The 24,774-nt window shown below is 72.1% G+C and carries 26 protein-coding genes and 1 tRNA gene; 18 read left to right on the top strand and 9 right to left on the bottom strand.

Annotation, left to right across the window (positions count from 1 at the left end; all coding sequences use genetic code 11):
• Window positions 1-6 precede the first annotated feature (6 nt).
• Window positions 7-588 (bottom strand): helix-turn-helix domain-containing protein, encoded by a 582-nt coding sequence (locus ABCS02_RS30130; protein ID WP_345839400.1) that lies wholly within the window; start codon window positions 586-588, stop codon window positions 7-9.
• Window positions 589-662: 74 nt separating this feature from the next.
• Here ABCS02_RS30130 and ABCS02_RS30125 point away from each other — a divergent pair, with 74 nt between their 5' ends.
• The 3 genes from ABCS02_RS30125 (at window position 663) to ABCS02_RS30115 (ending at window position 4,558) form a co-directional block, all read left to right on the top strand.
• Window positions 663-2,228 carry an MFS transporter gene (locus ABCS02_RS30125; RefSeq protein ID WP_345839399.1) on the top strand — a complete coding sequence of 522 codons (1,566 nt, stop codon included), beginning with the start codon at window positions 663-665 and terminating at the stop codon, window positions 2,226-2,228.
• A gap of 120 nt (window positions 2,229-2,348) precedes the next feature.
• Window positions 2,349-3,404, top strand: a complete 1,056-nt coding sequence (locus tag ABCS02_RS30120; RefSeq protein ID WP_345839398.1) for a 3-isopropylmalate dehydrogenase — start codon at window positions 2,349-2,351, stop codon at window positions 3,402-3,404.
• 23 nt (window positions 3,405-3,427) lie between these two features.
• A complete protein-coding gene (locus ABCS02_RS30115) occupies window positions 3,428-4,558 on the top strand; it encodes a branched-chain amino acid aminotransferase (protein ID WP_345839397.1) in 1,131 nt (376 codons plus the stop codon).
• A gap of 79 nt (window positions 4,559-4,637) precedes the next feature.
• Here the strand turns inward: ABCS02_RS30115 and ABCS02_RS30110 are convergent, their stop codons facing one another.
• The gene (locus tag ABCS02_RS30110) at window positions 4,638-5,717 is read right to left on the bottom strand and encodes an aminotransferase class V-fold PLP-dependent enzyme (RefSeq protein WP_345839396.1); all 1,080 of its coding nucleotides are present in this window, start codon (window positions 5,715-5,717) and stop codon (window positions 4,638-4,640) included.
• A gap of 81 nt (window positions 5,718-5,798) precedes the next feature.
• Between ABCS02_RS30110 and ABCS02_RS30105 the strand changes: the two genes are divergently transcribed.
• Genes ABCS02_RS30105 through ABCS02_RS30080 form a run of 6 tightly spaced genes read left to right on the top strand, consistent with a single transcriptional unit; the run spans window position 5,799 to window position 11,910 of the window.
• On the top strand, window positions 5,799-6,740 hold the full coding sequence (locus tag ABCS02_RS30105) for a LysR family transcriptional regulator (protein WP_345839395.1): 942 nt from the start codon (window positions 5,799-5,801) through the stop codon (window positions 6,738-6,740).
• A gap of 38 nt (window positions 6,741-6,778) precedes the next feature.
• The gene (locus ABCS02_RS30100) at window positions 6,779-7,756 is read left to right on the top strand and encodes an AraC family transcriptional regulator (RefSeq protein ID WP_345839394.1); all 978 of its coding nucleotides are present in this window, start codon (window positions 6,779-6,781) and stop codon (window positions 7,754-7,756) included.
• Between the two features lie 17 nt (window positions 7,757-7,773).
• Window positions 7,774-8,652, top strand: coding sequence for a 2-dehydropantoate 2-reductase N-terminal domain-containing protein (locus ABCS02_RS30095; protein WP_345839393.1), 879 nt, complete (start codon window positions 7,774-7,776; stop codon window positions 8,650-8,652).
• A complete protein-coding gene (locus ABCS02_RS30090; RefSeq protein WP_345839392.1) occupies window positions 8,649-9,434 on the top strand; it encodes a fumarylacetoacetate hydrolase family protein in 786 nt (261 codons plus the stop codon). The genes ABCS02_RS30095 and ABCS02_RS30090 overlap by 4 nt, the downstream gene beginning before the upstream one ends.
• Before the next feature lie 11 nt (window positions 9,435-9,445).
• Entirely contained in the window at window positions 9,446-10,963 is a 1,518-nt protein-coding gene (gene gltX, locus ABCS02_RS30085; RefSeq protein ID WP_345839391.1) for a glutamate--tRNA ligase, read from the top strand.
• An 8-nt stretch (window positions 10,964-10,971) separates the two neighbouring features.
• Window positions 10,972-11,910 carry an NAD(P)/FAD-dependent oxidoreductase gene (locus ABCS02_RS30080; RefSeq protein ID WP_345839390.1) on the top strand — a complete coding sequence of 313 codons (939 nt, stop codon included), beginning with the start codon at window positions 10,972-10,974 and terminating at the stop codon, window positions 11,908-11,910.
• Window positions 11,911-11,995: 85 nt separating this feature from the next.
• Here ABCS02_RS30080 and ABCS02_RS30075 read toward each other — a convergent pair whose 3' ends face one another.
• On the bottom strand, window positions 11,996-12,442 hold the full coding sequence (locus ABCS02_RS30075; RefSeq protein ID WP_345839389.1) for a MarR family winged helix-turn-helix transcriptional regulator: 447 nt from the start codon (window positions 12,440-12,442) through the stop codon (window positions 11,996-11,998).
• 90 nt (window positions 12,443-12,532) lie between these two features.
• On the opposite strand from ABCS02_RS30075, the gene ABCS02_RS30070 reads away from it, so the two are divergent.
• The 4 genes from ABCS02_RS30070 to ABCS02_RS30055 all read left to right on the top strand — a co-directional run bounded on the left by ABCS02_RS30070 (window position 12,533) and on the right by ABCS02_RS30055 (window position 15,043).
• Window positions 12,533-13,612 carry a hypothetical protein gene (locus ABCS02_RS30070; protein WP_345839388.1) on the top strand — a complete coding sequence of 360 codons (1,080 nt, stop codon included), beginning with the start codon at window positions 12,533-12,535 and terminating at the stop codon, window positions 13,610-13,612.
• A gap of 106 nt (window positions 13,613-13,718) precedes the next feature.
• A tRNA-Gln gene (locus ABCS02_RS30065) sits at window positions 13,719-13,790 on the top strand.
• A gap of 172 nt (window positions 13,791-13,962) precedes the next feature.
• Window positions 13,963-14,541 carry a hypothetical protein gene (locus ABCS02_RS30060; RefSeq protein WP_345839387.1) on the top strand — a complete coding sequence of 193 codons (579 nt, stop codon included), beginning with the start codon at window positions 13,963-13,965 and terminating at the stop codon, window positions 14,539-14,541.
• A 109-nt stretch (window positions 14,542-14,650) separates the two neighbouring features.
• Window positions 14,651-15,043, top strand: a complete 393-nt coding sequence (locus ABCS02_RS30055; protein ID WP_345839386.1) for a hypothetical protein — start codon at window positions 14,651-14,653, stop codon at window positions 15,041-15,043.
• A 69-nt stretch (window positions 15,044-15,112) separates the two neighbouring features.
• Here the strand turns inward: ABCS02_RS30055 and ABCS02_RS30050 are convergent, their stop codons facing one another.
• The 3 genes from ABCS02_RS30050 to ABCS02_RS30040 all read right to left on the bottom strand — a co-directional run bounded on the left by ABCS02_RS30050 (window position 15,113) and on the right by ABCS02_RS30040 (window position 17,278).
• Complete coding sequence (locus ABCS02_RS30050; RefSeq protein WP_345839385.1) at window positions 15,113-15,619, bottom strand: hypothetical protein; 507 nt, start codon at window positions 15,617-15,619, stop codon at window positions 15,113-15,115.
• A 31-nt stretch (window positions 15,620-15,650) separates the two neighbouring features.
• Window positions 15,651-16,112, bottom strand: a complete 462-nt coding sequence (locus ABCS02_RS30045; protein WP_345839384.1) for a DUF2510 domain-containing protein — start codon at window positions 16,110-16,112, stop codon at window positions 15,651-15,653.
• Window positions 16,113-16,390: 278 nt separating this feature from the next.
• The gene (locus tag ABCS02_RS30040) at window positions 16,391-17,278 is read right to left on the bottom strand and encodes a hypothetical protein (RefSeq protein ID WP_345839383.1); all 888 of its coding nucleotides are present in this window, start codon (window positions 17,276-17,278) and stop codon (window positions 16,391-16,393) included.
• A gap of 179 nt (window positions 17,279-17,457) precedes the next feature.
• Between ABCS02_RS30040 and ABCS02_RS30035 the strand changes: the two genes are divergently transcribed.
• The gene (locus tag ABCS02_RS30035) at window positions 17,458-17,925 is read left to right on the top strand and encodes a hypothetical protein (protein WP_345839382.1); all 468 of its coding nucleotides are present in this window, start codon (window positions 17,458-17,460) and stop codon (window positions 17,923-17,925) included.
• Between the two features lie 27 nt (window positions 17,926-17,952).
• Here ABCS02_RS30035 and ABCS02_RS30030 read toward each other — a convergent pair whose 3' ends face one another.
• Window positions 17,953-18,150, bottom strand: a complete 198-nt coding sequence (locus ABCS02_RS30030) for a hypothetical protein (protein ID WP_345839381.1) — start codon at window positions 18,148-18,150, stop codon at window positions 17,953-17,955.
• 88 nt (window positions 18,151-18,238) lie between these two features.
• Between ABCS02_RS30030 and ABCS02_RS30025 the strand changes: the two genes are divergently transcribed.
• Together ABCS02_RS30025 and sufU are read left to right on the top strand one after the other, a co-directional pair.
• Entirely contained in the window at window positions 18,239-19,519 is a 1,281-nt protein-coding gene (locus tag ABCS02_RS30025) for a SufS family cysteine desulfurase (protein ID WP_345839380.1), read from the top strand.
• Window positions 19,516-19,953: a Fe-S cluster assembly sulfur transfer protein SufU gene (gene sufU / locus ABCS02_RS30020; protein ID WP_345839379.1), complete on the top strand. Its 438-nt coding sequence runs from the start codon at window positions 19,516-19,518 to the stop codon at window positions 19,951-19,953. The genes ABCS02_RS30025 and sufU overlap by 4 nt, the downstream gene beginning before the upstream one ends.
• Before the next feature lie 2 nt (window positions 19,954-19,955).
• Here the strand turns inward: sufU and ABCS02_RS30015 are convergent, their stop codons facing one another.
• Together ABCS02_RS30015 and ABCS02_RS30010 are read right to left on the bottom strand one after the other, a co-directional pair.
• Window positions 19,956-20,237, bottom strand: coding sequence for a hypothetical protein (locus ABCS02_RS30015; protein WP_345839378.1), 282 nt, complete (start codon window positions 20,235-20,237; stop codon window positions 19,956-19,958).
• Between the two features lie 128 nt (window positions 20,238-20,365).
• Window positions 20,366-21,334, bottom strand: coding sequence for a Dyp-type peroxidase (locus ABCS02_RS30010; protein ID WP_345839377.1), 969 nt, complete (start codon window positions 21,332-21,334; stop codon window positions 20,366-20,368).
• Between the two features lie 367 nt (window positions 21,335-21,701).
• Between ABCS02_RS30010 and ABCS02_RS30005 the strand changes: the two genes are divergently transcribed.
• Entirely contained in the window at window positions 21,702-23,021 is a 1,320-nt protein-coding gene (locus tag ABCS02_RS30005) for a glycine betaine/L-proline ABC transporter ATP-binding protein (protein ID WP_345839376.1), read from the top strand.
• Window positions 23,018-24,733: an ABC transporter permease/substrate binding protein gene (locus ABCS02_RS30000; protein WP_345839375.1), complete on the top strand. Its 1,716-nt coding sequence runs from the start codon at window positions 23,018-23,020 to the stop codon at window positions 24,731-24,733. The genes ABCS02_RS30005 and ABCS02_RS30000 overlap by 4 nt, the downstream gene beginning before the upstream one ends.
• Window positions 24,734-24,774: the final 41 nt, after the last annotated feature.

Genomic DNA, 24,774 nt, shown 5'->3' with positions numbered 1-24,774 from the left:
CCGGGCTCAGTCCCGCGCGCTCAGCCGCTCGACCAGCCCGATCAGCTCCTGGACGTCGGTCTCGTCGCGCAGGACGGTGTTCGCCGCCGGCAGCAGCGCGGTGTTGTAGTACATCCCGTCGCCGATCAGCATGATGGTGCGCGCCACCATCCGGTCGCCGACGACGGCCTCCAGCTCGCTGAGCCACTGCCGCTGCGCGTCGGCGAGGGCGTCGCTGGCGCGGGCGTCGGAGGCCTGGGCGAGCCGGGCGATGGCGACGATGACCCGCTCCAGGCGGTTGTCGGAGGGGATGGACGTCCGCAGGAAGTAGGCCACCGGCCCGTCCGGCGCGGCGCGCATGTGCTCGATGTCCTCGGCGAGGTCGGCCGCGAACCGGTCCAGGACGCCGTCGACCAGGGCGTCCTTCGAGGCGAAGTGGTAGAGCAGGCCGCCCTTGGAGACGCCGGCCCGCGCGGCCACGGCCTCCAGCGTCGCCGCGCGCTCGCTCTGCTCGGCGAGCAGGTCCTCGAAGGCGTCGAGGATGCGGTCGCGGGCGGAGCGCGAAGCGGGAGCGGGCGAGGTGGACGCCGGGGAGGCGGGGGAGGACATGGGGCCATGCTAGCCGCGCGGCCCCGCCCTCCCGCGTCATTGACTACTGTACCGTCCGGACGGTACAGTAAGGCATGACCTCGACAACCCGCTCCGACCGCACCCCGGCCGCCGCCGAGCCGACGGCGCAGCCCCCTGCGCCCACGCCCGGCCGCGCCGGCGCGCGCGCCTGGGTGGCCCTGGTCGTCCTCATGCTCCCCGTCCTCCTCGTGTCGGTCGACAACACCGTGCTCGGCTTCGCCCTCCCGGCCATCACCGAGGCGCTGCGGCCGTCCTCGACGCAGATGCTCTGGATCGTGGACGTCTACCCGCTCGTGCTCGCCGGCCTGCTCGTCGCGATGGGCAGCCTCGGCGACCGCATCGGCCGCCGCACGGTGCTGCTGATCGGCGCGACCGGATTCGCCGCCGTCTCGGCTGCGGCGGCGTTCGCCCCGACCGCCGAGCTGCTGATCGGCGCGCGGGCCCTGCTCGGCGTGTTCGGCGCGATGCTCATGCCCTCCACGCTGTCACTGCTGCGCAGCGTGTTCCAGGACCGCGAGCAGCGCCGCGTCGCCATCGCGATCTGGGCGGCGGGCTTCGCGGCGGGCTCCGCGCTCGGTCCGATCGTCGGAGGACTGCTGATCGAGCACTTCTGGTGGGGCTCGGTGTTCCTGCTCGCGGTGCCCGTGCTGATCCCGCTGCTGGTGCTCACTCCGCTGCTCGTGCGCGAGTCGCGCGACCCCGCTCCGGGTCCGGTGGACGTCGTGTCCATCCTGCTGTCGCTCGTGACGATGGCGCCGATCGTGTACGGGATCAAGGAGTTCGCGGTGCACGGGCTCGCGCTCGTGCCGGTGCTGGCCGTGCTTATCGGGGTGAGCGCCGGGGTGCTGTTCGTCCGGCGTCAGCTGCGGAGGCCGGTGCCGATGCTCGACATGCGCCTGTTCCGGCGGGCGGCGTTCAGCGGCGCGGTGCTGATCAACCTGCTCAGCGTGATCGCGCTGGTCGGCTTCCTGTTCTTCGTGTCGCAGCACCTCCAGCTGGTGCTCGGGATGCCGCCGATGCGTGCCGGGATGGTGCTGCTGCCCGGGCTCGCGACGATGATCGTGTCCGGCCTCCTCGTCGTGCCCGTCGCGCGGCGGCTTCGGCCCGGGCTGGTGATCGCGGGCGGGCTGTGCGTCTCGGCGGCCGGGTACATCGTCGTCGCCGTGAGCGGGGGAGACGCGTCGTGGGGCGTCCTCCTCGCCGCGTTCGTGCTGCTCGGCCTGGGGATCGGCGCGGCCGAGACCGTGTCGAACGAGCTCATCGTCTCGACCGCGCCGGCGGACAAGGCGGGCGCGGCGTCCGCGGTGTCCGAGACCGCGTACGAGCTGGGCGCGGTGCTCGGCACGGCGACGCTCGGGAGCATCATCATCGCGTCGTACCGCGCCGCGATCGTGCTGCCCGCGGGGCTGAGCCCGGCCGACGCGACCGCCGCCGGGGACACGCTGGGCGGGGCGGTGACCGTCGCCGGCGGCCTCCCGCGAGGGGTGGCGGCCGAGCTGCTGGCGTCCGCGCGGCAGGCGTTCGACAGCGGCATCGCGCTCACCGCCTCCATCGGCGCGGGTCTCATGCTCACCGCGGCCGTCCTCGCCCTCGTCACCCTCCGCCGCGTCCGCTCCTGACCCGTCGCCGAGACGGCGCGAAGTGCGCCCGGATCGCGCGAGGCGGCGGAGAATCAGCCGCTTCGCGCGCGGGATAGTGTGTACGTGAACCGTGTGTCCGTCGATCAGTGCAGGAGCGTCATGAGCACAACCGTCCAACTCGCCGTCATCCCCGGGGACGGAATCGGTCCGGAGGTGATCGCGGAGGCGGTCAAGGTGCTCGACGCGGTGACGGCGGGCAGCGACCTCGCGTTCGAGAAGACCCACTTCTCGCTCGGCGCCGACCGCTACCTGGCGACCGGCGACGTGCTCACCGACGACGACCTGGCCGCGATCGCCGGCCACGACGCCATCCTGCTCGGCGCGGTCGGCGGCAAACCGGGCGACCCGCGGCTGGCGGGCGCGAACATCGAGCGCGGGCTGCTCCTGAAGCTGCGCTTCTCGCTCGACCACTACGTCAACCTGCGGCCGACCACGCTGTTCCCCGGCATCGCGAGCCCGCTGGCGAACCCGGGGGAGGTCGACTTCGTCGTCGTCCGCGAGGGCACCGAAGGCCCGTACGTCGGCAACGGCGGCGCGATCCGGCAGGGCACGCCGCACGAGATCGCCAACGAGGTCTCGGTCAACACCGCCTACGGCGTGGAGCGCGTCGTGCGCTACGCGTTCGAGCAGGCCGAGGCCCGCCGCAAGAAGCTCACGCTGGTGCACAAGACCAACGTGCTCACCTTCGCGGGCGGCCTGTGGAAGCGGATCGTGGACGCCGTCGCTGCCGAGCACCCGGAGGTCGCGGTCGACTACCTCCACGTGGACGCGGCGACCATCTTCCTGGTCACGGATCCTGCTAGATTCGATGTGATCGTCACGGACAACCTCTTCGGCGACATCCTCACCGACCTCGCGGCCGCGATCAGCGGCGGCATCGGACTGGCCGCCTCGGGCAACATCAACCCCGCGGGCGAATTCCCGAGCATGTTCGAACCGGTTCACGGATCGGCCCCCGACATCGCCGGCCAGCAGAAGGCCGACCCCACCGCCGCGATCCTCTCCGTCGCGCTCCTCCTCCGCCACCTCGGCGCCGGGGAGCTCGCCCAGCGGGTCGAGCAGGCGGTGACGTCCGACCTCGCCGCCCGCAGGGGCGCCGCGCGCACGACCTCCGAAGTGGGCGACGCGATCGCGGCCCGCGTGGCGCAGAATTGACGCATCGCAGCAAAGGACACTCAATGACCTCCACCAGCATCAACCTCACCTCCGGACCCAGCGAGACGGCCGGCCTCCTCTGGAACGTCACGCGCAACGAGTCGTCGCGCAGCGCGGCGGAGCGCGAGGAGATCCTCGCGAACCCCGGCTTCGGCAACTACTTCACCGACCACATGGTCGACCTGTGCTGGTCGGCCAAGGGTGGCTGGCACCGCCCGCGGGTCTCCCCGTACGGCCCCATCCAGCTCGACCCGTCGGCGGCCGTGCTGCACTACGCGCAGGAGATCTTCGAGGGCCTCAAGGCGTACCGGCACGAGGACGGCTCGATCTGGAGCTTCCGCCCGGAGGCCAACGCGGCCCGCATGCAGCGCTCCGCCTACCGCCTGGCGCTGCCCGAGCTGCCGGTCGAGCACTTCCTCGACGCGCTCAAGCAGCTCGTCGCCGTGGACGGCGACTGGGTGCCGGGCCGTGAGGAGACCAGCCTCTATCTGCGCCCGTTCATGTTCGCCAAGGAGGCCTTCCTCGGTGTGCGCCCGGCCAACAAGGTGGCGTTCTACCTGATCGCGAGCCCGGCCGGCGCGTACTTCCCGAGCGGCGTCGCCCCGGTCTCCATCTGGCTGTCCGATCACTGGTCGCGCGCGGGCAAGGGCGGCACGGGAGCGGCGAAGACCGGCGGCAACTACGCCTCCAGCCTCCTGCCGCAGGCCGAGGCCTACGAGCACGGCTGCGCGCAGGTGCTCTTCCTCGACTCGGTCGAGGGGAAGTACATCGAGGAGCTCGGCGGCATGAACGTCGTGCTCGTCTACAAGGACGGCACGCTCGTGACGCCCGAGTCGGACAGCATCCTCGAAGGCATCACCCTCGACTCGGTGCTCCAGCTCGCCCGCGACCGCGGCCACACGGTGGAGCGCCGCCGGGTGACCCTCGACGAGTGGCGCGACGGCGTGGAGTCCGGCGACATCGTCGAGGTCTTCGCCTGCGGCACCGCCGCGGTCATCACGCCGATCGGCGAGCTGAAGTCCGACACCTTCACCGTCGGCGACATCACCGCCCCTCCCGGCGAGCTGACCATGTCCCTGCGCAAGGAGCTCACCGACATCCAGTACGGCCGCGCCCACGACCGCCACAACTGGATGCTCCGCCTGGACGCGTAACCTGCTCCCGCCGAGGGGCACGTTGTTGTCGCTTTTCACGTCGAAAAGCGACAACAACGTGCCCTTCGGTGCTTAAGGGTCAGCGCGTGAGGGCGGCGAGGGTGCGCGTCAGGTCGTCGGGGGTGTTCCAGAGGTGGAAGGCGACGCGGGCGCGGCCGGCGCGGCCGGAGGCGCGGAGGCCCGCGGCGGTCAGCGCGGCGAGGTCGGCGCCGTCGAGGTCCGGCCACGTGAGGATGGCGCGGCCGCGCACGGGGGCGCCGGAGGCGTCTACCAGCCCCAGCGCGTCGGCGAGCCGGTCGCCGAGTCCTGTTGCGTGCGCGTGAACGACCGCCGCGTCCAGTGACGCGAAGAACTCCAGCGAGGCCGCGGTGCCCGGCCACACCGGCCAGGCGGGGGAGACGTCGAAGCGCCGGGCGGAGGCCGCGGGCGCGACGAGCGGGCCGTAGCACGAGCTCCACGGGTCCTCGCCGGAGTACCAGCCCGCGTGCACCGGCCGCAGCCGGTCCCGGACGCCGGGCCGCACCGTGAGGAACGCGCTCCCGCGCGGAGCGCACAGCCACTTGTACGCGTGCGTGACCGTGATGTCGAACCGCGACGCGTCCACCGGCAGCCAGCCGAGCGCCTGGGTCAGGTCGGCGAAGCTCAGCGTCCCCGTCCGCGCGCAGGCGGCGAGGACGGCGTCGGCGTCCGCGTGCTCGCCCGTCGCCGACTGCACCAAGGAGAAGGCGACGAGCCAGGTGCCCTCCTCGACCGCCGCGGGGAGGTCGGCCAGCGCGACCTCCCGCACCCGCACGCCGCGGTGCGCCTGCGCGTGGAAGGGCGCGACCATCGACGCGAAGTCGCCCTCGGCGCACACGACCTCGGCGCCGTCCGGCGCGGAGGCCGCGATCAGCGAGGCGAGCACCGACACCTGCGAACCGATCGCGATGTCGTCCACGTCCACCCCCGCGATCCGGGCGAACGCGCGCCGGGAGCGGGCGATCGCCTCGTCGTAGTCGCCGGGAGCGGCCTCCCCGCGTGCCCAGCGCTCCAGGTCCGCGCGGCCGGCGTCGACCGTCGCGCGCGTCGGCAGCCCTTGCGTGCAGGCGGCGAGGTAGCCGGCGCCGGCGGTGAAGGCGTCCGCGAACGAGACGACGGGAACGGTGAGGGATTCGGGCATGCGTCCAGCCTGAGGGACCCTCACACATCACACCAGAGCAGCTGTCCAATCGATTCCATCACACGGCGTTATGATTCGTGCATGCTGCTCGACGACCTCGACTCCCACAGCCTCCGCGTGGTGCGCGCGATCGCCGACCACGGCTCGATCACCCGCGCCGCCGAGTCCCTCGGCTACAGCCAGCCCGCGATCAGTCAGCACCTGCGCCGCCTGGAGGGCCGCATCGGCATGCCGCTCGTGGCGCGCGCCGGGCGCGGCGTGCGGCTCACCGAGGCCGGCCGCGTGCTCGCCAGGCACGCGCGTGCGGTGACCACCGCGCTCGACGCCGCCGCGGGCGAGCTCGCCGACCTCCGCGGGCTCCGCACAGGGCGGGTGCGGCTGGCCGGCTTCCCGTCCGCGTCGTCCTCCCTCGTCCCTCGGCTGCTCAACACCATGGAGGCCGAGCACCCGGGCGTGCGGATCACCTACCTGGAGGCCGAGCCTCCCGAGGCCGTCGCCGCCGTCCGCGGCCAGACCGCCGACCTGGCGATCACCTTCAGCTACCCGGGCGACCGGGTCGATCCGCACCGCGAGAGCGCACGCGGCCTCGCGGTCGTGCCGCTCTGGAAGGACGAGATGCTGGTCGCCCTGCGCTCCGACCATCCCCTCGCCGCCGGGAGGAGCGTCGACCTCGCCGAGCTGGCATCGGCCTCCTGGATCGGCGGCTGCCCGCGCTGCCGCGGCCACCTGCTTGAGCTGACCGACGCCTGCGGCTACGCGCCGCGGATCGCCTACGAGACCGACAACTTCATCGCCGTCCTGCGGATGGTCGCCGAGGGCGTCGGCGTCGCGCTGCTCCCCGCGCTCGCGGTCGGCTCGGCAGGCGCGGTGGAGGGCGTGGTGCTGCGGCCGACCGCGAACCGCGACCACCGCACCATCAACCTCGTCGCCGCGACCGGCTCCGACGCGGTCCCGGCGATCGCCGCGACGGCGGACGCGCTGCTCGCCCTCGACGGCGCGCCCTGGGGGCTGTCCTCGCTCTGATCGCTGGCTACGATCGAGCTGAGGGCGAGGGAGGGCAGATGAGCGCGTCGGGCTTTCAGACCTTCCGCTCGGCCGATGTCGACGAAGCGGTGGAGCTCGCCTCCCGGCTCCTGTCGTACGAGCACCGGGTGACGCCGGTCCGCGCCGGCGCCCCGTTCGCCTGGGAGGTCTCCGGCTTCCGGGTCGGCAGCGTCCGCCTGGCGCGGATGTCGTACGGCGGCCGCGTCGACGTCGAGATGCGCTCGCACAGCGACGCGTACGGGATCAGCGCTCCGAGCACCGGCCTCCTGAGCCTGAGGACCGGCCGGCGGGAGATCACCGCCACCCCGGAGTTCGCCGCCGTCGCCGGCCCCAACCTGGAGTCGACCATCTCCGGTTTCGAGCAGCCGGACGACCGGCTAACGATGGTCCGCATCGACCGGCGGACCCTGGAGCGGGAGCTCGGGCGCATCATCAACGACGAGGTGACCGGCCCGATCGACTTCTCCCCGCTGCTGGACCTCCGGACCGGCCGGGCCGCCGAGTGGTGGCAGCTGGTGCGGGTGCTCTACGGATCGGCCGGCGGTCCGGACGGGCTGGCCGGCAATCCGCTGCTCTCGGCGCACGTCGCCGGCCTCCTCATGACCGGCCTGCTCCTGGCGACCGAGCACCGCTTCCGGGAGGCGCTCGAACGCGACTCGGCCCCGGTGGTGCCCGCCGTGATCCGGCGGGCGATGGACTTCATCGACGAGAACGCTGGGATGCCGATCACCGTCTCGGATGTGGCCGCGGCCGTCGGCGCCAGTGCCCGCACCCTGCAGCGCGGATTCCGGGAGCACTCCGGGTCGAGCACCCTCGCGTACCTCGCCCGCGTGCGCCTGGAGAACGCGCACAGGGAGCTGCAGCGTTCCAGCCCGGAGACCGCGACGGTCGCCGCGATCGCGTCACGCTGGGGGTTCTCCAACCTCGGCCGCTTCGCCGCCCGCTACCGGACTGTCTACGGGGTCCTCCCGGGCGAGGCGCTCCGGCAGTCGTAGCTCGCTACGATCGAGCCATGAGCGCCTCCGAACCCGTCTTCGCCGTCGTCGGTCCCGGAGCGGTCGGCGGCCTGTTCGCCTGGCTGCTGTCCCGCGCCGGTCACGATGTCGTGGCGGTGGGCCGCCCGGCGACCGTGGCCGCCATCCGCGCCGACGGCATCGAGGTGCGCAGCGCCACCTTCGGCGACGGCGTCGAGCGCGTCTCCGCCACCACCGAGGTGCCGGAGGGCGCGAGCGTCATCGTGGCGACCAAGGCGTACGGGCTGGAGGACGTCCTCCCCGGCATCGCGGCGGCGCGGCCGAGCGAGGTGGTGTCGTTCCTCAACGGCGTCGAGCACATGGGACCGCTGCGCCAGGCGCTGCCCGGCGTCCCGGTCGCCGGAGCGTCCGTCGCGGTGTCGGCGCTGCGCGCCTCCACGACCGTGATCGACCACCGCAGCCCGTTCGTGAACATCGAGGCGCCGGAGGCCGCGGGCGGCTTCGCGTCCATCCGCGCGCTGACGGACGCCGGCCCGCGGGTGAAGGTCGGCGGCACGGAGGCCGAGGTGCTGTGGGCGAAGTTCCGGCTGCTGTCGGCGCTGGCGCTGCTGACCTCCTACTGGCGGCAGTCGGCCGGTCCCGCGCTCAGCGAGGACCCGGAGCTGACCGAGGCGGTCGTCTCCGAGATCGTCGCGTGCTCGACCGCGGAGGGCGTGCCGACCTCGGCGCTCGACCTCGTCCGCGTGCTGCACAGCGTCCCGGGCGGGATGCGCACCTCCCTGCAGGAGGACCTCGCCGACGGCCACGCGAACGAGCTGGACGCGATCGGCGGCGCCCTGTTGCGTGTCGGCGCCCGCGACGGCATCCTCACCCCGGCCATCGCCCGCATCGTCGCGGCGCTAGGCTCGAACGCGTGAAGATCGCACGGTTCAGCCACACGCGTCCCTCCGACCAGACTCCGGTCATCGACTACGGCATCGTCGACGACGACGCCCTGGTCGTCCTCGCCGGCGACCCGATGTTCGCCGGCCTCGACACGACGGGGGAGCGCGTGCCGCTCGGCCAGGTCGGCTCGCTGCTGGCGCCGGTCATCCCGCGCTCGAAGGTCGTCGCTGTCGGGAAGAACTACCGCGAGCACGCCGCCGAGATGGGCGGCGAGGCGCCGGGCGAGCCGCTGCTCTTCCTGAAGCCCAACACCGCCGTGATCGGCCTCGGCGACGCCATCCTGCTGCCGCCGCAGTCGCAGCAGGTCGAGTACGAGGGCGAGCTGGCGGTCGTGATCGGCAAGATCGCCCGCCACGTCCCCGCGGAGAAGGCGGCCGAGCACATCTTCGGCTACACGGTGGCGAACGACGTCACGGCGCGCGACCTCCAGAAGGCGGACGGCCAGTGGACGCGCGCGAAGGGCTTCGACACCTTCTGCCCGCTCGGGCCGGTGATCGAGACCGAGCTGAACCCGGAGGCCTTCCTGCGCACGCGGGTCAACGGCGAGCTCAAGCAGGAGGCGCGCATCTCGGAGATGGTGCACGATATCCCGTCGATCGTCGCGTACGCGTCGAGCGTGTTCACGCTGCTGCCGGGCGACGTCATCCTCACCGGGACCCCGGCGGGCGTCGGGCCGATCGTCGCGGGCGACACCGTCGAGGTGGAGGTCGAAGGCGTCGGCTCGCTGGTGAATCCGGTGCGCACTCCCAAGTAGGATTTCAAGCGATGTCTGACAACGATCCGCACCCCTTCTCCACCGCGACCGGAGCGGACGTCCGCGTCCGGTTCTGCCCGTCGCCCACCGGCACCCCGCACGTCGGCCTGATCCGCACCGCGCTGTTCAACTGGGCGTACGCCCGGCACACCGGCGGCAAGCTGATCTTCCGCATCGAGGACACCGACGCCGCGCGCGACAGCGAGGAGTCGTACGCGATGATCATCGACGCGCTGCGCTGGCTGCGCATCGACTGGGACGAGGGGATCGACGCCGGCGGCCCGAACGAGCCGTACCGGCAGTCGCAGCGGTACGACATCTACCGCGACCTGATCGAGAGGCTGAAGGCCTCCGGCCACATCTACGAGAGCTTCGCCACCGGCGAGGAGATCGAGGCGCGCAACGTCTCGCTCGGCCGCGACCCGAAGCTCGGCTACGACAACTTCGAGCGCGACCTCACCGCCGACCAGAAGGCCGCCTACCGTGCGGAGGGCCGCGAGCCCGCGCTGCGCCTGCGCGTGCCGGACGACGACCTCAGCTTCGACGACCTGGTGCGCGGCGAGATCACCTTCCCGGCCGGCTCGTTCAGCGACTTCGTCGTCGTGCGGCCGAACGGCCACCCGCTCTACACGTTCGTGAACCCGGTGGACGACGCGCTCATGGGCGTGACGCACGTGCTCCGCGGCGAGGACCTGCTGTCCTCCACCCCGCGGCAGATCGCGCTGTACCACGCGCTCATCGACGCCGGCGTGACGACCTTCGTGCCGCGGTTCGGCCACCTCCCGTACGTGATGGGCGAGGGCAACAAGAAGCTCTCCAAGCGCGACCCGGAGTCGAACCTGTTCCACCACCGCGACCGCGGCTTCATCCCGGAGGGCCTGGTCAACTACCTGGCGCTCCTCGGCTGGTCACTGACCCACGACCGCGACGTGTTCTCCATCGACGAGCTGGTCGCCGCGTTCGACGTCGCCGACGTGAACCCGAACCCGGCCCGCTTCGACCAGAAGAAGGCCGAGTCGATCAACGGCGACCACATCCGGCTGCTGGAGGTCGGCGACTTCGCCGAGCGGACCATCCCGTACCTGGTCGCCGCTGGCCTGGTCACCGAGCCGCTGACGGACGCCCAGCTCGCGGTGCTGGCCGAGGCCGCGCCGCTCGTGCAGGAGCGCGTGCAGCTGCTCGGCGAGACGCCCGGGATGCTGGGCTTCCTGTTCACGGACGCCGCGTCGCTGACCGTCGAGGCCGACGCCCGCGCGTCGCTGCCCGACAACGCCGGCGAGGTGCTGGCCGCGTCCCTCGGCGCGCTGGAGGCCGTGCCGGAGGCGGAGTGGACGCACGACGTGATCGAGGCCGCCCTGCGTGACGCCCTGGTGGAGGCCCTCGGGCTCAAGCCGCGCGTGGCGTTCGGGCCGCTGCGGGTCGCCGTCTCCGGTCGCCGGGTGTCGCCTCCGCTGTTCGAGTCGATGGAGATCCTCGGCAAGGCCGAGTCGCTCGCCCGGCTGGACGCGCTGTCGGCGAGCCTGAGCTAGGCGGGACCGTGGGGGCGAGCGTCGAAGTCATCGTCGTCGGGGGCGGCCCGGCCGGCCTCAGCGCCGCGCTCAACCTGGCGCGTGCACGGCGGCGGGTGCTCGTCGTGGACGGCAACCGGCCGCGCCACGCGGCGACGCTGCAGGCGCACGGCTTCCTCAGCCGCGACGGCGTGCCGCCCGCGGAGCTGCGCCGGCTCGGCCGCGAGGAGGTCTCCGGGTACGACGACGCCGACGTGGTGTTCGCCCAGGTGGAGTCCGTGACCGTGGACGCGGACGGCTTCCGCGTGCGCGGCACGGGCGTGCGGGGCGGCGCGGATGTCGACGCCGTGGCGGACACGGTCGTCATCGCGACCGGCGTGGCCGAGACGATGCCCGCCCTCCCGAGCCTGCGCGCCTTCTACGGCACCCAGCTGCACAGCTGCCTGGAGTGCGACGGCTTCGAGAAGGCCGGGGAGCCGCTCGCGTTGATCGGCGAGACGGCCGACCTGGCCGAGCGCGCGCTGCTGCTCACCCAGTGGACGGACGACCTGATCGTCTTCACCAACGGCGTCGCGCCGATCGGGGACGACGAGGAGCGCGCCCTTGCGCGGCTCGGCGTCGGCGTCGAGCGCCGGCCGATCGACGACGTCGTGGGGGAGAAGGGCGCCATGACCGGCGTCCGCCTGGTGGACGGGACCGTGGTGCCCCGGGCGGGCGGATTCGTGAGGCCGGTGTGGACTCCCGCCCTCTCGTTCGCCGACGCGCTCGACCTCGACAGGGACACCGACGGCTACCTGGTGACGGACGCGCACGGCCGCACGTCGCTGCCCGGCGTGTACGCCGCGGGGGAGACCACCGCGCCGGGGCCGCAGCAGCTCATCGTGGCAGCGGGGTCGGGTGCCGTCGTCGCCGCCGCGGTCAACCGCGACCTCATCGGCCTCGCGGTCGACGAGCGCGCCGTCCTGTAGCCCGCATCCGCCGAGGGGCACGTAAACGCCCCTAAAACGCGGTTTTAGGGGCGTTTACGTGCCCCTCGATCGCCTGTTTCGCGCGCTACTCGTCGGGTTCCGCGTTGTAGCGCTCGAGCATGCGCGCGAAGGCCTCCAGGTCGTCCTCCGTCCAGCCGGCCAGCCGCCGCGCGACCGAGTCCAGCACGGTGCGGGTGGAGCGGTCGAAGGCGGCGCTGCCCGCAGGGGTGAGCCGGAGGGCGATGCCGCGCGATCCTCCCGCCGTCTCGTCGTCGGACGCGACGTAGCCGTGCTCCAGCAGGGCGGCGAGCTGGCGCGACACCGTGGAGCGGTTGAGCTGGAAGTGCGTCGCGATGTCGATCGCCCGGCAGCCGGGGTTCTCCTGGATGTAGGTGAGGAGCGAGCGGTCCACCACCGACAGCGCTTCGTCCTCCCGCCGCACGCGCGCCGTCCCGCGCCGGCCGAGGGTGAGGAGCTCGCGCTGGACGCGGGCGATGGGGTCGCGGTTGTCAGGCGCTGTCGGGGCCGTCATCCCTCCACCCTACCGGAATTGGAGTTGCACAATACAACCGTCTATTGTACGTTGCGTTCTGCAACTCAACCGAGAGGATCACCTCGCCGCATGTCCGCGCACCGCATCGCCCCCGTCCCCGCCGTCGCCCGGCCGCCGCGCTTCTGGCCGCCCGCCGCCTTCTGGAAGGCGCTCGGGTCGCACATCGTCATCCCGCTGTTCCTCGCGGCCGGGATGGCGCTGGCCTACCTCGGCGCGTTCCACGCGGCCCAGCCGGACAACATCCCCGTCGGGATCGTCGGCCAGGGCCCGGCGGCCGACGTCTTCGCGCAGACGCTCAACGACAAGGCCCCCAGCGCGCTCGACGTGAGCACGGTCGCGACGGCCGCGAAGGCGAGGGCGGAGGTCGCCGACGGGACACTCTCCGCGGCGTATGCGACCGACGCGACGCACGCGACGATCATCGTGTCCACCGCCGCGTCCCCGGCCGAGGCTTCCGCTGCCGAGGAGCTGATGCTCCCGATCGCCTACCAGCAGCACCTGCCGGTCACCATCGACGACGTGCGCCCGGTGCCGGCAGACGACATGACCGGCCAGGGCCTGTTCTTCATGATGGTGGCGATGAGCGTCGGCGGCTACTCCAGCGCGATCGCCATCTCCGCGGTCGCCGGCCGGCTCGGCATCGGCTGGCGGATCGCCGTGTCCGCCGCGACCGCCGTCGTCGTCTCCGCGATCACGACCGTGGTCGCTGGCCCGCTCTTCCACGTGCTCGCCGGAAACGAGTGGAGCATCGGCCTCCTCGGCGCCCTCTACACCTTCGGAATCATCACAATCGGCGTCGGCCTTCACCCCATGCTCGGCCGCTGGACCACCCCGGTCCTCACCCTGCTGTTCGTCATGCTCAACGTGACGACCTCCGGCGGCATCTTCCCGCAGAACATGCAACCGCCGTTCTTCGCGGGCCTCAGCACGTTCTGGACGGGAGCCGCCTGGCTGGACTCCGCGCGGGCGCTGACGTACCTTCCTGGCCAGGAATTCGGATTCGACGGCCTGCGCCTGGCGCTGTGGGCGACGGCGGGACTGGCGCTGATCGGCGTCAGCCACCTGCTCACGGTGCGCCGTCGCCGGGCCGCCGACGACACCCTCGCGGCGACCCCGGAGGAGGAGGAGACGGCCGCTGTCGCGGCGTGAACGGGAGGCGCCGGGCGACGGCTCGCCCGGCCCGCCCGCGTTTTGTGGAAGCGGCGAAGCATAGGCTATTGTTGTATCTCGTGCCCGGACCACGGTCCGAAGCCCTTGGGGTATGGTGTAATTGGCAACACGGCTGATTCTGGTTCAGTTGTTCTTGGTTCGAGTCCAGGTACCCCAGCAAGACGATGACGTGAGAAAGGCCCGGAATTCCGGGCCTTTTTTCGTTGCCGGGGGGTGGTGTCGCCCGCGGCAGATAGTTGACGCGTACTCAGTTTCGGTGTTCGCTGCAGAGGGCGCCGGCGGTCCCTGGCACCTCCACCGATGGGGACGGAGCGATCGTGAGACAGTGGATGAGCCGGCAACCCGTGTACGTCGTCGGGATCGTGACCGGGGGCCTCTTCGGAGTGCTGACCTACGGCCTGAACCTCGCAACCGGCATGCAGCGGACCGGCTGGCGAAGCGCGGCCGTCGCGGTCATCGGCGCTGTCGTCTTCGGCGTGCTGTTCGCACTGTTCGCCGCCCGGCAGCGCCGCGCGGCCGGCGGTGTCTCGAAGGCGCAGGCGGTGACCGACGCGATCAAGGCCGGCCGGGCGCCCGCCGACGCGCCCGCGGAGGAATGGCGTCCGCTGCTGGAACGACGGCGACGGCAGGCCCGGCTGGTGCGCTGGCTCGGGCCGCTTGTGTTCGGGGTGTTCTCTGCGTTGGCCGTCTACCTCATCGTCACGGACCCGACGCGCCTGGTCCTCGATGTCGTCTTCCTCGTGGTGTTCCTCGGGATCGCGATCTGGTACCCCATCGGCGCCCGCCGGCAGCTCGCAGGCATCGACCGCGTGGAGCGGAACCTTGGGGAGGCTCCCGCTGCTGACGGCTCAGCGTTCACCGAGCCGGACGGCTCCTCGTCGTCGGCAAGACGAGCCGGTGAGAGGTGAGCAGCCGGAGCGCCCATGGTGGGCGAGGTACACCGCTGGCAACCGGGCCATAGACGGTTCTGACTACCCGACCTATCATGGTGCTCATCCGCTGCAGGGGGAGGCGAGCATGACACCGCACACGGCCCAGACGCTCCGACTGATCGGGGTGGCAACCGCTCTGGTCGTCGCGTACCTCACCATCCCCGCCACCATCGTGGGCATGGTGGCCGGCGATTTCGGCCGGTCGTGGTTGCTCCTGATCGGCTTCGCCGCTCTCGCCGGCGGGATCGTCTCCGGGATCTCCGCCTTCAAGGCACGCAGTCGCGTCCCGTACGTCCCGCCTGCCGGACGCTTCGACGCACCGGCGATCCCGCGGGTCCAATCGGACAACCCCGTGCAGTGGTACCCCGGCGTGAACACGAAGAACTGGGACTGGTCCGGGCGGTTTCCCATCCCGAAGAGCGTCCCGAGCGACGTGGAAAGCGATGATCCTCTGGTGAGGCGAGCCTCGAATCGCTGACCGGCAGCACCCGTTGCGATACGATCACCGCGTGCGCGGACGGGAAAGCCACGCTCGGCAGCCGCCCCCTCACCCCTGCACGTGCTGCCCGAACGCGAACCCCAGCGCCGTCCACACGATCACACTGACGAGCGGCGCAGCCCCCGCCAGGATGATCGCGACGATGCCGTTGCGGCGGCCGCGGTTCTGGGCGACTGCCACGATGCCCTGCGTCAGGGCCCAGATGCCGAACACCGAGCCGAGGAGCATCTGGATGCCGAACCAGCCCTGGTCCGGGTGGAGGTTGAAGCCTGCGCTCGAACCCGTGTTGTAGGTGCGGAGCGTCGTCCCGAACAGGCCCTGCAGCACGGAGGCCAGGACGGACACGCTGATCACGCAGATGGCCATGATCATCGCCACCCGGCCCAGCCTGGGCGACTTCGGAGCGGCGGGCGCCGGCGCGGGCGGCTGCGTCGGCCAGGCACCGGCGGCCGGCTGCGCGTTCGCCCACCCGGGCGCGACGGGAGCGCCGGGCGCCACCGGCGCGAAGGCCGCCTCCGGTTCCACCGGCGCAGGGGTCTCAGGGTTGTCGGTCATCTCTTCCTCCACATCGAAGTCGATCAGCGGCTCACGCCGTCGCGGCTGCCGCCGCAGTGTCCGCGTTCGTCCCGCCGTTCACCGGCATGGCGCCGAACACCAGCAGCACCGCGAGCACGCATCCCAGCAGCGCCCCGCCGCCCAGGCAGATCCCCCAGATCGCGCGCGCCCGACCGACGTGCGGCGCCAGGCGTCCCGCGCGGATCAGCGCCGGGATGCCGAAGCCGACGGACAGCCCGACACCGACCAGGATCAGCAGGGCGAGGAGCGGGTCGATGCCGCCGCCGACGGCCAGCGCCAGCACGACGACCGCGACGGCGACCACACCCGCGACGAGCGAGGCGGTGGCGAAGCCGTTGGTCGGGGGAGGGCCGGCGACCGGCGCGGAGGGGGCCAGCGGGCGGACCGCGTCCGTCCAGCGGAGGCCGTCCCACCAGCGCTGGAACCGGGCGTCGGCGTCGGGGTACCAGCCGGGCGGCGGCAACTGGCTCATCGGGCTCCTCGATCGGGGTGCACCGACACTATCGCCCGGCGGACCCGCATCGGAGGATCCTCAGCCTGAAGCACCCGTTCTGGGGGTAGTCACAGCCTGCGGTTCACCTGCTCGTAACCCCGAGCGAGGAGAATCGTCCGACCGGGACAGCGGTACGGGGGTTCCGCGGACCGAAGGTCACTCCATGATGCGGGTGACGGTGCGGCCGATCTCATCCACAGGACGGGATGAGACCGGCCGCACCTCTCTGTTCGAGACCCGAACGTCGACTCGGGCGGTCAGCTCCCCAGGCCGACGCGGTCCACCCGGCGGTGGTACCGCATGCCCGCCACGCCGCCGAGCACGGCGCCCGCGAGGCTGACGATCGCCACGGCCACGGCGGTGATGATGCCGGTCGCGGTGACGGCGCCCTCGTCCAGCGGGATGCGGGGGAAGCCGTTGATGCTGCCGAGGATGTTGTACTGGGCGCCGAGGATGAGGGTGAGGATGGCGACGACCACCGCGATGATGATCGCCCAGATCCACACCGCGAGGCCCTGGCGGGCGCCGTCGAAGCGCGCCATCCGGCCCGCGACGTAGCCGCCGCAGTAGTAGGCGACGAACGCGATCACGACGAGCGCGATCGCGCCGACGACGCCGATCGTCGCGGCGTTCTTGTTGGCCTCGTTCGCTGCGGCGTTCCCGCTTCCGCCGGACGCGCCGAGCCCGACGGCCGCTCCCGCCGCGGCGACCAGCGCGGTCAGGATGACCGCCATCCCGGTCGCGGTGAGCCAGCCGAAGAAGGCCGCGCCGAACTTCATCCCGCCGAACTCGCTGCGCTCACGGGCGACCACGTTCTCGCGGAGGGTGCGGTTGCCGTCGACCCGGAGGGCCTCGTCCGTCTCCTCCTGGGTGTCGCTCGGGTAGCGCGCGGCGCGCGGGTACTCGTCCACCGGCTCCTCGTCGAGGGAGCGGTCGTCCACCCGGCGGTCGTCCACCGGGCGCTCGTCCACCCGGCGCGTGGGGGCCGGGTCGTCGATGCCGTCCTCCACCGGCTCGCCCGCCGCCCGGTGCGCGCCTGCGCCGGCCGCCGTCGCGTCTGCGGGAGCCGCGTCGTACGCCCGGGTCCCCGGCTCGTACGCGCGGGTCTCCGTCGGTTCGTCAGCTGGGGGTCTACGGTCCGTCATCTCGCTGCCTCCTCCACTTTCACCCGCCGGTGCGACGGGCGCGTCGTCAGAACTGCCGCGGCGGACGATAGCCCCGTTCCGGCCCTCGGAGAAGGACCTTGATCAGGCCGGACATCGGGGGTAGGCGAGCGTAGAATCGGTCCCACTCCAGCAGGAGGCCGGCAGGAGGGAGGCGCCCCATGGGGTGGTTCGCCAGGACGCGCAGCGCCGACTCCGTCGCGCTCGCCGAGGACGGCCTGAGCGCGCTGACCCTGCTCGCCGTGCTGGAGGAGGCGGTCTCGCACCTCTCCGCCGCCGAGAGCCTCCTGGAGCGGTGCGCCGTGGCGGGAGAGCCGGGGCGCCCGGTCGGGGTGCGGCAGGCCGACCGCCGGCTGAGCGCCGCGGACGCGCGTCAGGGCCTGCGGCTCCGGATCGCGTTCACCCAGCTCTCGCGCTGGCTCGACGGGATGACGTGCGAGCCGGAGCAGGAGCGGCTGCGGGCGGACGCCTCCCGGCTGCTGCGGTTCTACCTGCTCATGGTGACCTACGCGCTGGACGCCGCGTTCACGCCGCCGGCGCGGCAGCACATCGCGATCCGCGGCGGGCACGGCGGCGCGGCGGGACGACTGGTCGAACTGCGCGACCTGGCGCGCGCGGCGGCCGACTGAGCGCGAAGCGGAGCCGGGCGCTCGCGGTCAGCGCCCTCGGCGCCTCCGCAGCCCGAACCCGATCAGCACCCCGCCGCCGATCGCGACGAGCACCCCGGCGCCGCGGACGAGCCACTGCACGTCACCGGTCGCCGCGTCGACCAGGAGCGGAACGCCGAGCCCCACCACGACGAGCAGGACGCCGCCGATGAAGAACCACGGGGACCCGTTCGTCCGTTCGACCATGCCCCGAGCCTACCGGCGGCGGACCGCGGCAGCCGAGGTCGTCACGCACGGCGGGATTGCAGCGAACCCCGGTAGCGTTGACCACAGTATGCGCACCGACACCCTCGACACTGTCCGGCTCCGCTCGGACTTCCCGATCCTCTCCCGCGAGGTGAACGGGCACCCCTTCGTCTACCTCGACTCCGGCGCCACCTCCCAGAAGCCCCGGCAGGTGCTCGACGCCGAACGCGACTTCGCGGAGCGGTTCACGTCCGCCGTGCATCGCGGCGCCCACACCGTCGCCGGGGAGGCCACCGAACTGTTCGAGGACGCCCGCGCCCGCGTGGCGCGCTTCGTCGGCGCCCGCCCCGAGCAGCTGGTCTGGACCTCCAACGCGACGGAGGGACTGAACCTCCTGGCGTACGGGATGTCGAACGCGTCGGCCGGCCGCGGCGGCGCGGCGGCCGAGCGGTTCCGGGTCGGCCCGGGCGACGAGCTGGTCGTCACGGAGGCCGAGCACCACGCCAACCTCATCCCGTGGCAGGAGCTGGCCGCGCGCACCGGCGCGACCCTCCGCGTGATCGGGCTGACCGACGACGGGCTGCTCCGGCTCGACCAGGCGGCCGAGCTGATCGGACCGCGCACCAAGGTCGTCGCCTTCACCCACGTCTCGAACGTGCTCGGCGCGATCAACCCGGTCGCCGAGCTGGTGGCGCTCGCGCACGCCCAGGGCGCGCTCGCCGTGCTCGACGCCTGCCAGTCCGTTCCGCACCTCGCCGTGGACCTTCCCGCGCTCGACGTCGACTTCGCGGTGTTCTCGGGCCACAAGATGCTCGGCCCGACCGGCGTCGGCGGCCTCTACGGCCGCACCGAGCTGCTCGACGCGCTGCCGCCGTTCCTCACGGGCGGCTCCATGATCACGACCGTGACGCTCGACCACGCCGAGTACCTGCCCGCGCCGCAGCGCTTCGAGGCCGGCACGCAGCGGGTGTCGCAGGCCGTCGCCCTGGCCGCTGCCGTCGACTACCTCGACGCGGTCGGGATGCCGGCGATCGAGGCGCACGAGGCGGAGCTGGGCGCGCGGATGCTCGCCGGGCTCGCGGCGATCCCCGGCGTGCGGGTGCTCGGCCCCGGTCCCGACGTGGAGCGGGTGGGCCTCGCCAGCTTCGTCGTGGACGGCATCCACGCGCACGACGTCGGCCAGTTCCTGGACGATCGCGGCATCGCGGTGCGCGTCGGCCACCACTGCGCGCAGCCGGTGCACCGCCGGTTCGGGGTCACGGCCTCCACCCGGATCAGCGCGTACCTCTACAACACGGCGGACGAGGTGGACGCCGCTGTGGCGGCCGTCGCCGACTCCCGCGACTTCTTCGGGGTGATCGACCGATGAGCGACCTGCAGAGCCTGTACCAGCAGGTCATCCTCGACCACGCGCGCGAGAAGCACGGCTACGGCCTGCGGGAGGACGCCGCGGCGAGTTCGCACCAGTACAACCCGACCTGCGGCGACGAGGTCACGGTGGGCGTGCACCCCGCCGCGGACGGCCGCATCCACGCGATCAGCTGGGAGGGGCACGGCTGCTCGATCTCGACCGCGTCGGCCTCGCTGCTCAGCGACCTGGTGCACGACACGGACCGCGCGGAGCTGGCGGCGTCGATCGCGGCGTTCCGCGAGCTGATGCAGTCCAAGGGCGCCCTGGAGGGCGACGAGGAGCTGCTGGGCGACGCCGTCGCGCTGGCCGGGGTCTCGCGCTACGTCACGCGCGTCAAGTGCGCGATGCTCCCGTGGGTCGCCCTGGAGGACGCCCTCCTCAAGTCCGCCTGACGCTACGGAACCGGGGCGAGGTCGACCTCGTCGGCGATGGCCTCCAGGGCCGAAGGGAGTGTCGGGAACGTCGTGCCGTAGATGAGCCCGGACGGCCCTGCGGCGGTCCAGGTCTCCTGCCGCTTAGCGACCTTGCCGACCAGGTAGCGCTTGTGGCCGCCGAGCGCCTGACGCTGCGCGATCGGAAGCGTCAGCGGGAACGCGTAGACGTCGCCGCGCGGGCTGACCACCAGCTCCCAGCGGGCGCGGCCCGGGTTGAACTTGCTCGTGAAGATGCGCGACATGATGGCCTTTTGTACCCTGCCGCCGCCTCCGGTCGCCATGAAGATGACGACCTGTTGCGCGCTCGCGCGTCACGCGGCGTCACAGGGCAGGCAGCGCCCGCACTCACCCGCGCCGTCACCCGCCGTCGTCAGTCGCCGAGCCCCTCCAGGAAACCCCGGGTGGGCACGAAGAACGTGGTCCCCGTCGTCGCCGTCGAGAAGTCCAGGATGCGGTCGTGGCTGCCGGGCGGGTCCCCGATGAACATCCGCTCCAGCATCCGTTCGATCACCCACAGGTCGCGCGAGTAGCCGATGAAGTAGGTGCCGAACTCGCCGTGGCCGGGCCTGCCGAACGGCATGTTGTCGCGGAGGATGTCGTGCTCGACGCCGTCCTCGTCGGTGATCGTGTTGAGCGTCTTGTGCGCCTTCTGGCCGTGCTCGACGTCCGGCAGCTCGATGTTCTCCACCTTCGTGCGGCCGATGACGCCCTCCTGCGAGGGCACGGGCAGCCGGTTCCAGGAGGTGAGGTCGTGCAGGTACTTCTGGACCACCACGTAGCTGCCGCCGGCGTACGCCGGGTCCTCGTCGCCGACGATCGCGGCCGCCGCCATGTCGCCGCCGGTGGGGTTGGCCGTGCCGTCGACGAAGCCGAGGAGGTCGCGCGCGTCGAAGTAGCGGAAGCCCACGACCTCGTCCACCACCGTCACCGCGTCGCCGAGGGCGTCCAGGAGCTGCCGCTCGAACTCGAAGCAGAAGTCGCCGCGCTCGGCGCGGATGTGGAACAGCAGGTCGCCCGGGGTGGAGACCGCAGTGTGGACCGCGCCCCGGATCTCCGCGAACGGGTGCAGCTCCTTCGGCGGAGCGGCGTCCGTCAGCCTGCCCCAGAACTCCGCGCCGACGCCGATGTTGCACGACAGGTGCGCGTTCAGGTCGCGGAAGCCCACGGTCTTGACGATGTCGGAGATGTTCGCCACCACGTCCCGCGCGATCGCGACCGAGTCGGGGGAGTCCGCGACCGTCACCACGAGGAAGACCGCTGCGCGCGAGAGCGGCGCGTCGACGCTCTGCGGCTCGATCGGGACGCGCTGCCAGGGGTGATCGCCTGTGGAGTTCGCCATGCGCTCACTCTGCCGGAATCGTGCTCTCCGCGGTAGGTCCCGGCGGGTCGCCACGCGCGGTTTCACCCGCTCTCGATTCGCGGTCGCTGCGAGGACCCTGATAGCGTCGAAGAGCTTCGTGCGTCGAACGACTCGGCGCGGGCGAGGTGAACCAGCCCGCGATCAGGGCCGTGCGGCCGCACCGGTGGCCCCGCCCGGATCGTACGGTCGGCTGGCGTGGGCGCACCCCGATGGTCGCGCCAGCGACGGTGATTCGCGCGGAAGGCCCGCGCTCGAGTCATGCTGCCGTCGCCGCGCGCCGTCGGCCCGGGCGCGACCAGAGTGCGCGTGTCCACCAGACGCGAATCGCGCACCGCGGAGAGACACGTTGAGCAACACGATCGCCGTCGAGGCGAGGAACATCTTCAAAGTCTTCGGACGCAAACCCCAGGAGACCGTGCGCCGGCTGCGGCAGGGCGCGAGTAGGAAGGACGTCGCCGCGCTCGGCACGGCCGCCGTCATCGACGCGAGCCTGACCGTCCGGCGCGGCGAGATCTTCGTCGTGATGGGACTGTCCGGCTCGGGCAAGTCCACCCTGATCCGCCTTCTGAACGGGCTCCTGGAGCCCACGTCGGGCGAGGTGGAGGTCATGGGCACCACGATCACGGGCCTCGCCGGAGCCAAGCTGCGCGCCGTCCGGCAGCAGCACATCTCGATGGTGTTCCAGCACTTCGCCCTGCTGCCGCACCGCACCGTCCTGGACAACATCGCCTACGGCTTGGAGGTGCGCGGCATGCCCGCCGCCGAGCGCCGCGAGCGTGCGGCCGAGGTGCTCGAGCTGGTCGGGCTCGGCGGCTGGGGCGACACGCTCCCCGGCGAGCTCTCCGGCGGGATGCAGCAGCGCGTCGGCCTCGGCCGGGCGCTCGCCGCGGACACCGACGTGCTGCTGATGGACGAGGCATTCTCGGCGCTCGACCCGCTCATCCGGCGGGAGATGCAGGAGCAGCTCCTGGAGCTCCAGAGCTCGCTTGGCAAGACCATCGTGTTCATCACGCACGACCTCAACGAGGCGATGTTCCTCGGCGACCGGATCGCCGTGATGCGGGACGGCCGGATCGTCCAGACCGGCACGCCGGAGGAGATCCTCACCGACCCGGCCAACGACTACGTCGCCAGCTTCGTGCAGGACGTCGACCGCGCCCGCGTGCTGACCGCCGCGAGCGTCATGGAGCCGGCCCGCGCGCTGGTCACCGTCGCGGGCGGACCGCGCGCGGCGATGCGCACGATGCGCGACCTCCAGACCTCCGCCGCGTTCGTCGTCGGCCAGGGCCGGCGGCTGCTCGGTGCGGTGCGCGACCGCGACGTGATGCGCCAGGTGCGCGACGGGCAGGGCGACCTGACCGAGGCGATCGACGAGGACATCGCCACGGTGTCCCGCGACGAGGTGCTCAGCGAGCTGGTGGAGCCCTCCGTCGGAAGCGCCCTCCCGCTCGCCGTGGTGGACGACCAGCGCCGCCTGCTCGGCGTCATCCCGCGGGTCACCCTGCTCGCGGCGCTCGGGAACGTCACGAGCGACACCACCGAGATCCCGGTCGTGGTCGAGCCTCCGGCCACCGTTCCGGTGGACGCGATGACGCTGGCCCTGCGCGAGTCCGCCGGGGGCGACCCCATCCCGGTCGCCGCCGACGAGGCGGAGGTGGTCGCGTGAACACCGCACACCTGATCCCGCTCGGCGAGTGGGCGACCGCGGTCGTCGACTTCGTCACCAGGACCTTCGGCGGGCTGTTCGACGTCATCCGCGTGGTCTTCACTGGGATGTACGACGGCGTCGAATGGATGCTGCAGACGCCGCCGTTCTGGGGCGTCATCCTCATCGTCGCGATCCTCGCGGTCTGGCTGCGCGGCTGGGTGTTCGGCGCGGGCACCGTGCTCGGCCTGCTGCTCATCGCGGGGATCGGTCAGTGGCCGAACGCGATGGACACCCTTGCGCTCGTGCTGGTCTCCTCGGCCATCGCGATCGCGCTGAGCGTCCCGCTCGGCATCCTCGCCGCCCGGTCCCGGACCGCGTCGGCGATCATCCGGCCCGTGCTCGACTTCATGCAGACGATGCCCGCGTTCGTGTACCTGATCCCGGCGCTCATCCTGTTCCGGGTCGGCGTGGTGCCCGGCATGGTCGCGACCATCGTGTTCGCGATGGCGCCGGGCGTGCGGCTCACCGAGCTCGGCATCCGCGGCGTCGACACCGAGCTGGTGGAGGCCGGACGCGCGTTCGGCTCGCCGCCGCGGCGCATCCTGCGCCAGATTCAGCTGCCGCTGGCCATGCCGTCGATCCTCGCCGGCGTCAACCAGGTCATCATGCTGTCGCTCTCGATGGTCGTCATCGCCGGCATGGTCGGCGGCGGCGGCCTCGGCCGTGACATCGTCCAGGCGCTCAGCCGCGTGGACGTCGGGCTCGGCTTCGAGGCGGGCATCGCCGTCGTCATCCTGGCGATCGTGCTCGACCGGCTCACCGCAGCGGTCGGGAAGGCGCGGCTGCGGATGCCGAAGCGCGCGCTCGCGGTGCTCGGAGCCGGACTGCTCGTCGTGATCGGCGGGACGGCCGTGACCGCGGCCTCCACCGCGGGCGGCGACAAGGGCGACGTGAAGGTCGCCGTGTTCAACGGCTGGCCGGAGGGCGAGGCAGCGTCGTACCTGTGGAAGCACGTGCTGGAGCGAGAGGGCTACCACGTGGACTTCGAGTACGCCGACGCGGGACCGGCGTTCGCAGGGCTCAGCACCGGCGACTACGACGTCGCGTTCGACGGCTGGCTGCCGACCACGCACGCGCAGTACATGAAGACCTACGGCGCGCACCTCACCGACCTCGGCGCCTGGAACGATGAGGCCAAGCTGACCGTCGCGGTCAACAAGGACGCCCCGATCGACTCGCTCGACCAGCTCGCGTCGCACTCCGCCGACTTCGGGAACCGGCTGGTCGGCATCGAGCCGGGCGCCGGGCTCACCGAGGCGACGCAGAAGAAGGTCATCCCGGAGTACGGGCTGGGGAAGATGAGCTTCGTCACGTCCTCGACGCCCGCGATGCTCGCCGAGCTGTCGAGCGCGATGAAGAAGCACGACAACATCGCCGTGACGCTGTGGCGCCCGCACTGGGCGTACGACCAGTGGAACCTGAAGGACCTCAAGGACCCGAAGAACACGCTCGGCGCGGCGGAGTCCATCCACTCGATCGCGAGCAAGAGCTTCCCGCAGAAGTTCCCGCAGATCGCCGCCTGGGTGAAGAACTTCCGGATGAAGTCGGACATGCTCTACTCGCTGGAGAACGCGATGTACAACGGCAAGGCCGACTCCAGCCAGTACGACGGCATCGTCGAGAAGTGGATGAACGCGCACTCCGCGTACGTCGACTCGCTCACGAAGTAGCCGCCCGCGGGAGGTCGTCCGTCCAGCGCCTACGCTGGGGG

The sequence above is a fragment of the Microbacterium sp. X-17 genome (genome assembly GCF_039615055.1).
Note: the sequence above shows the minus strand (reverse complement) of the source record. Positions and strands in the feature narration are given on the sequence as shown.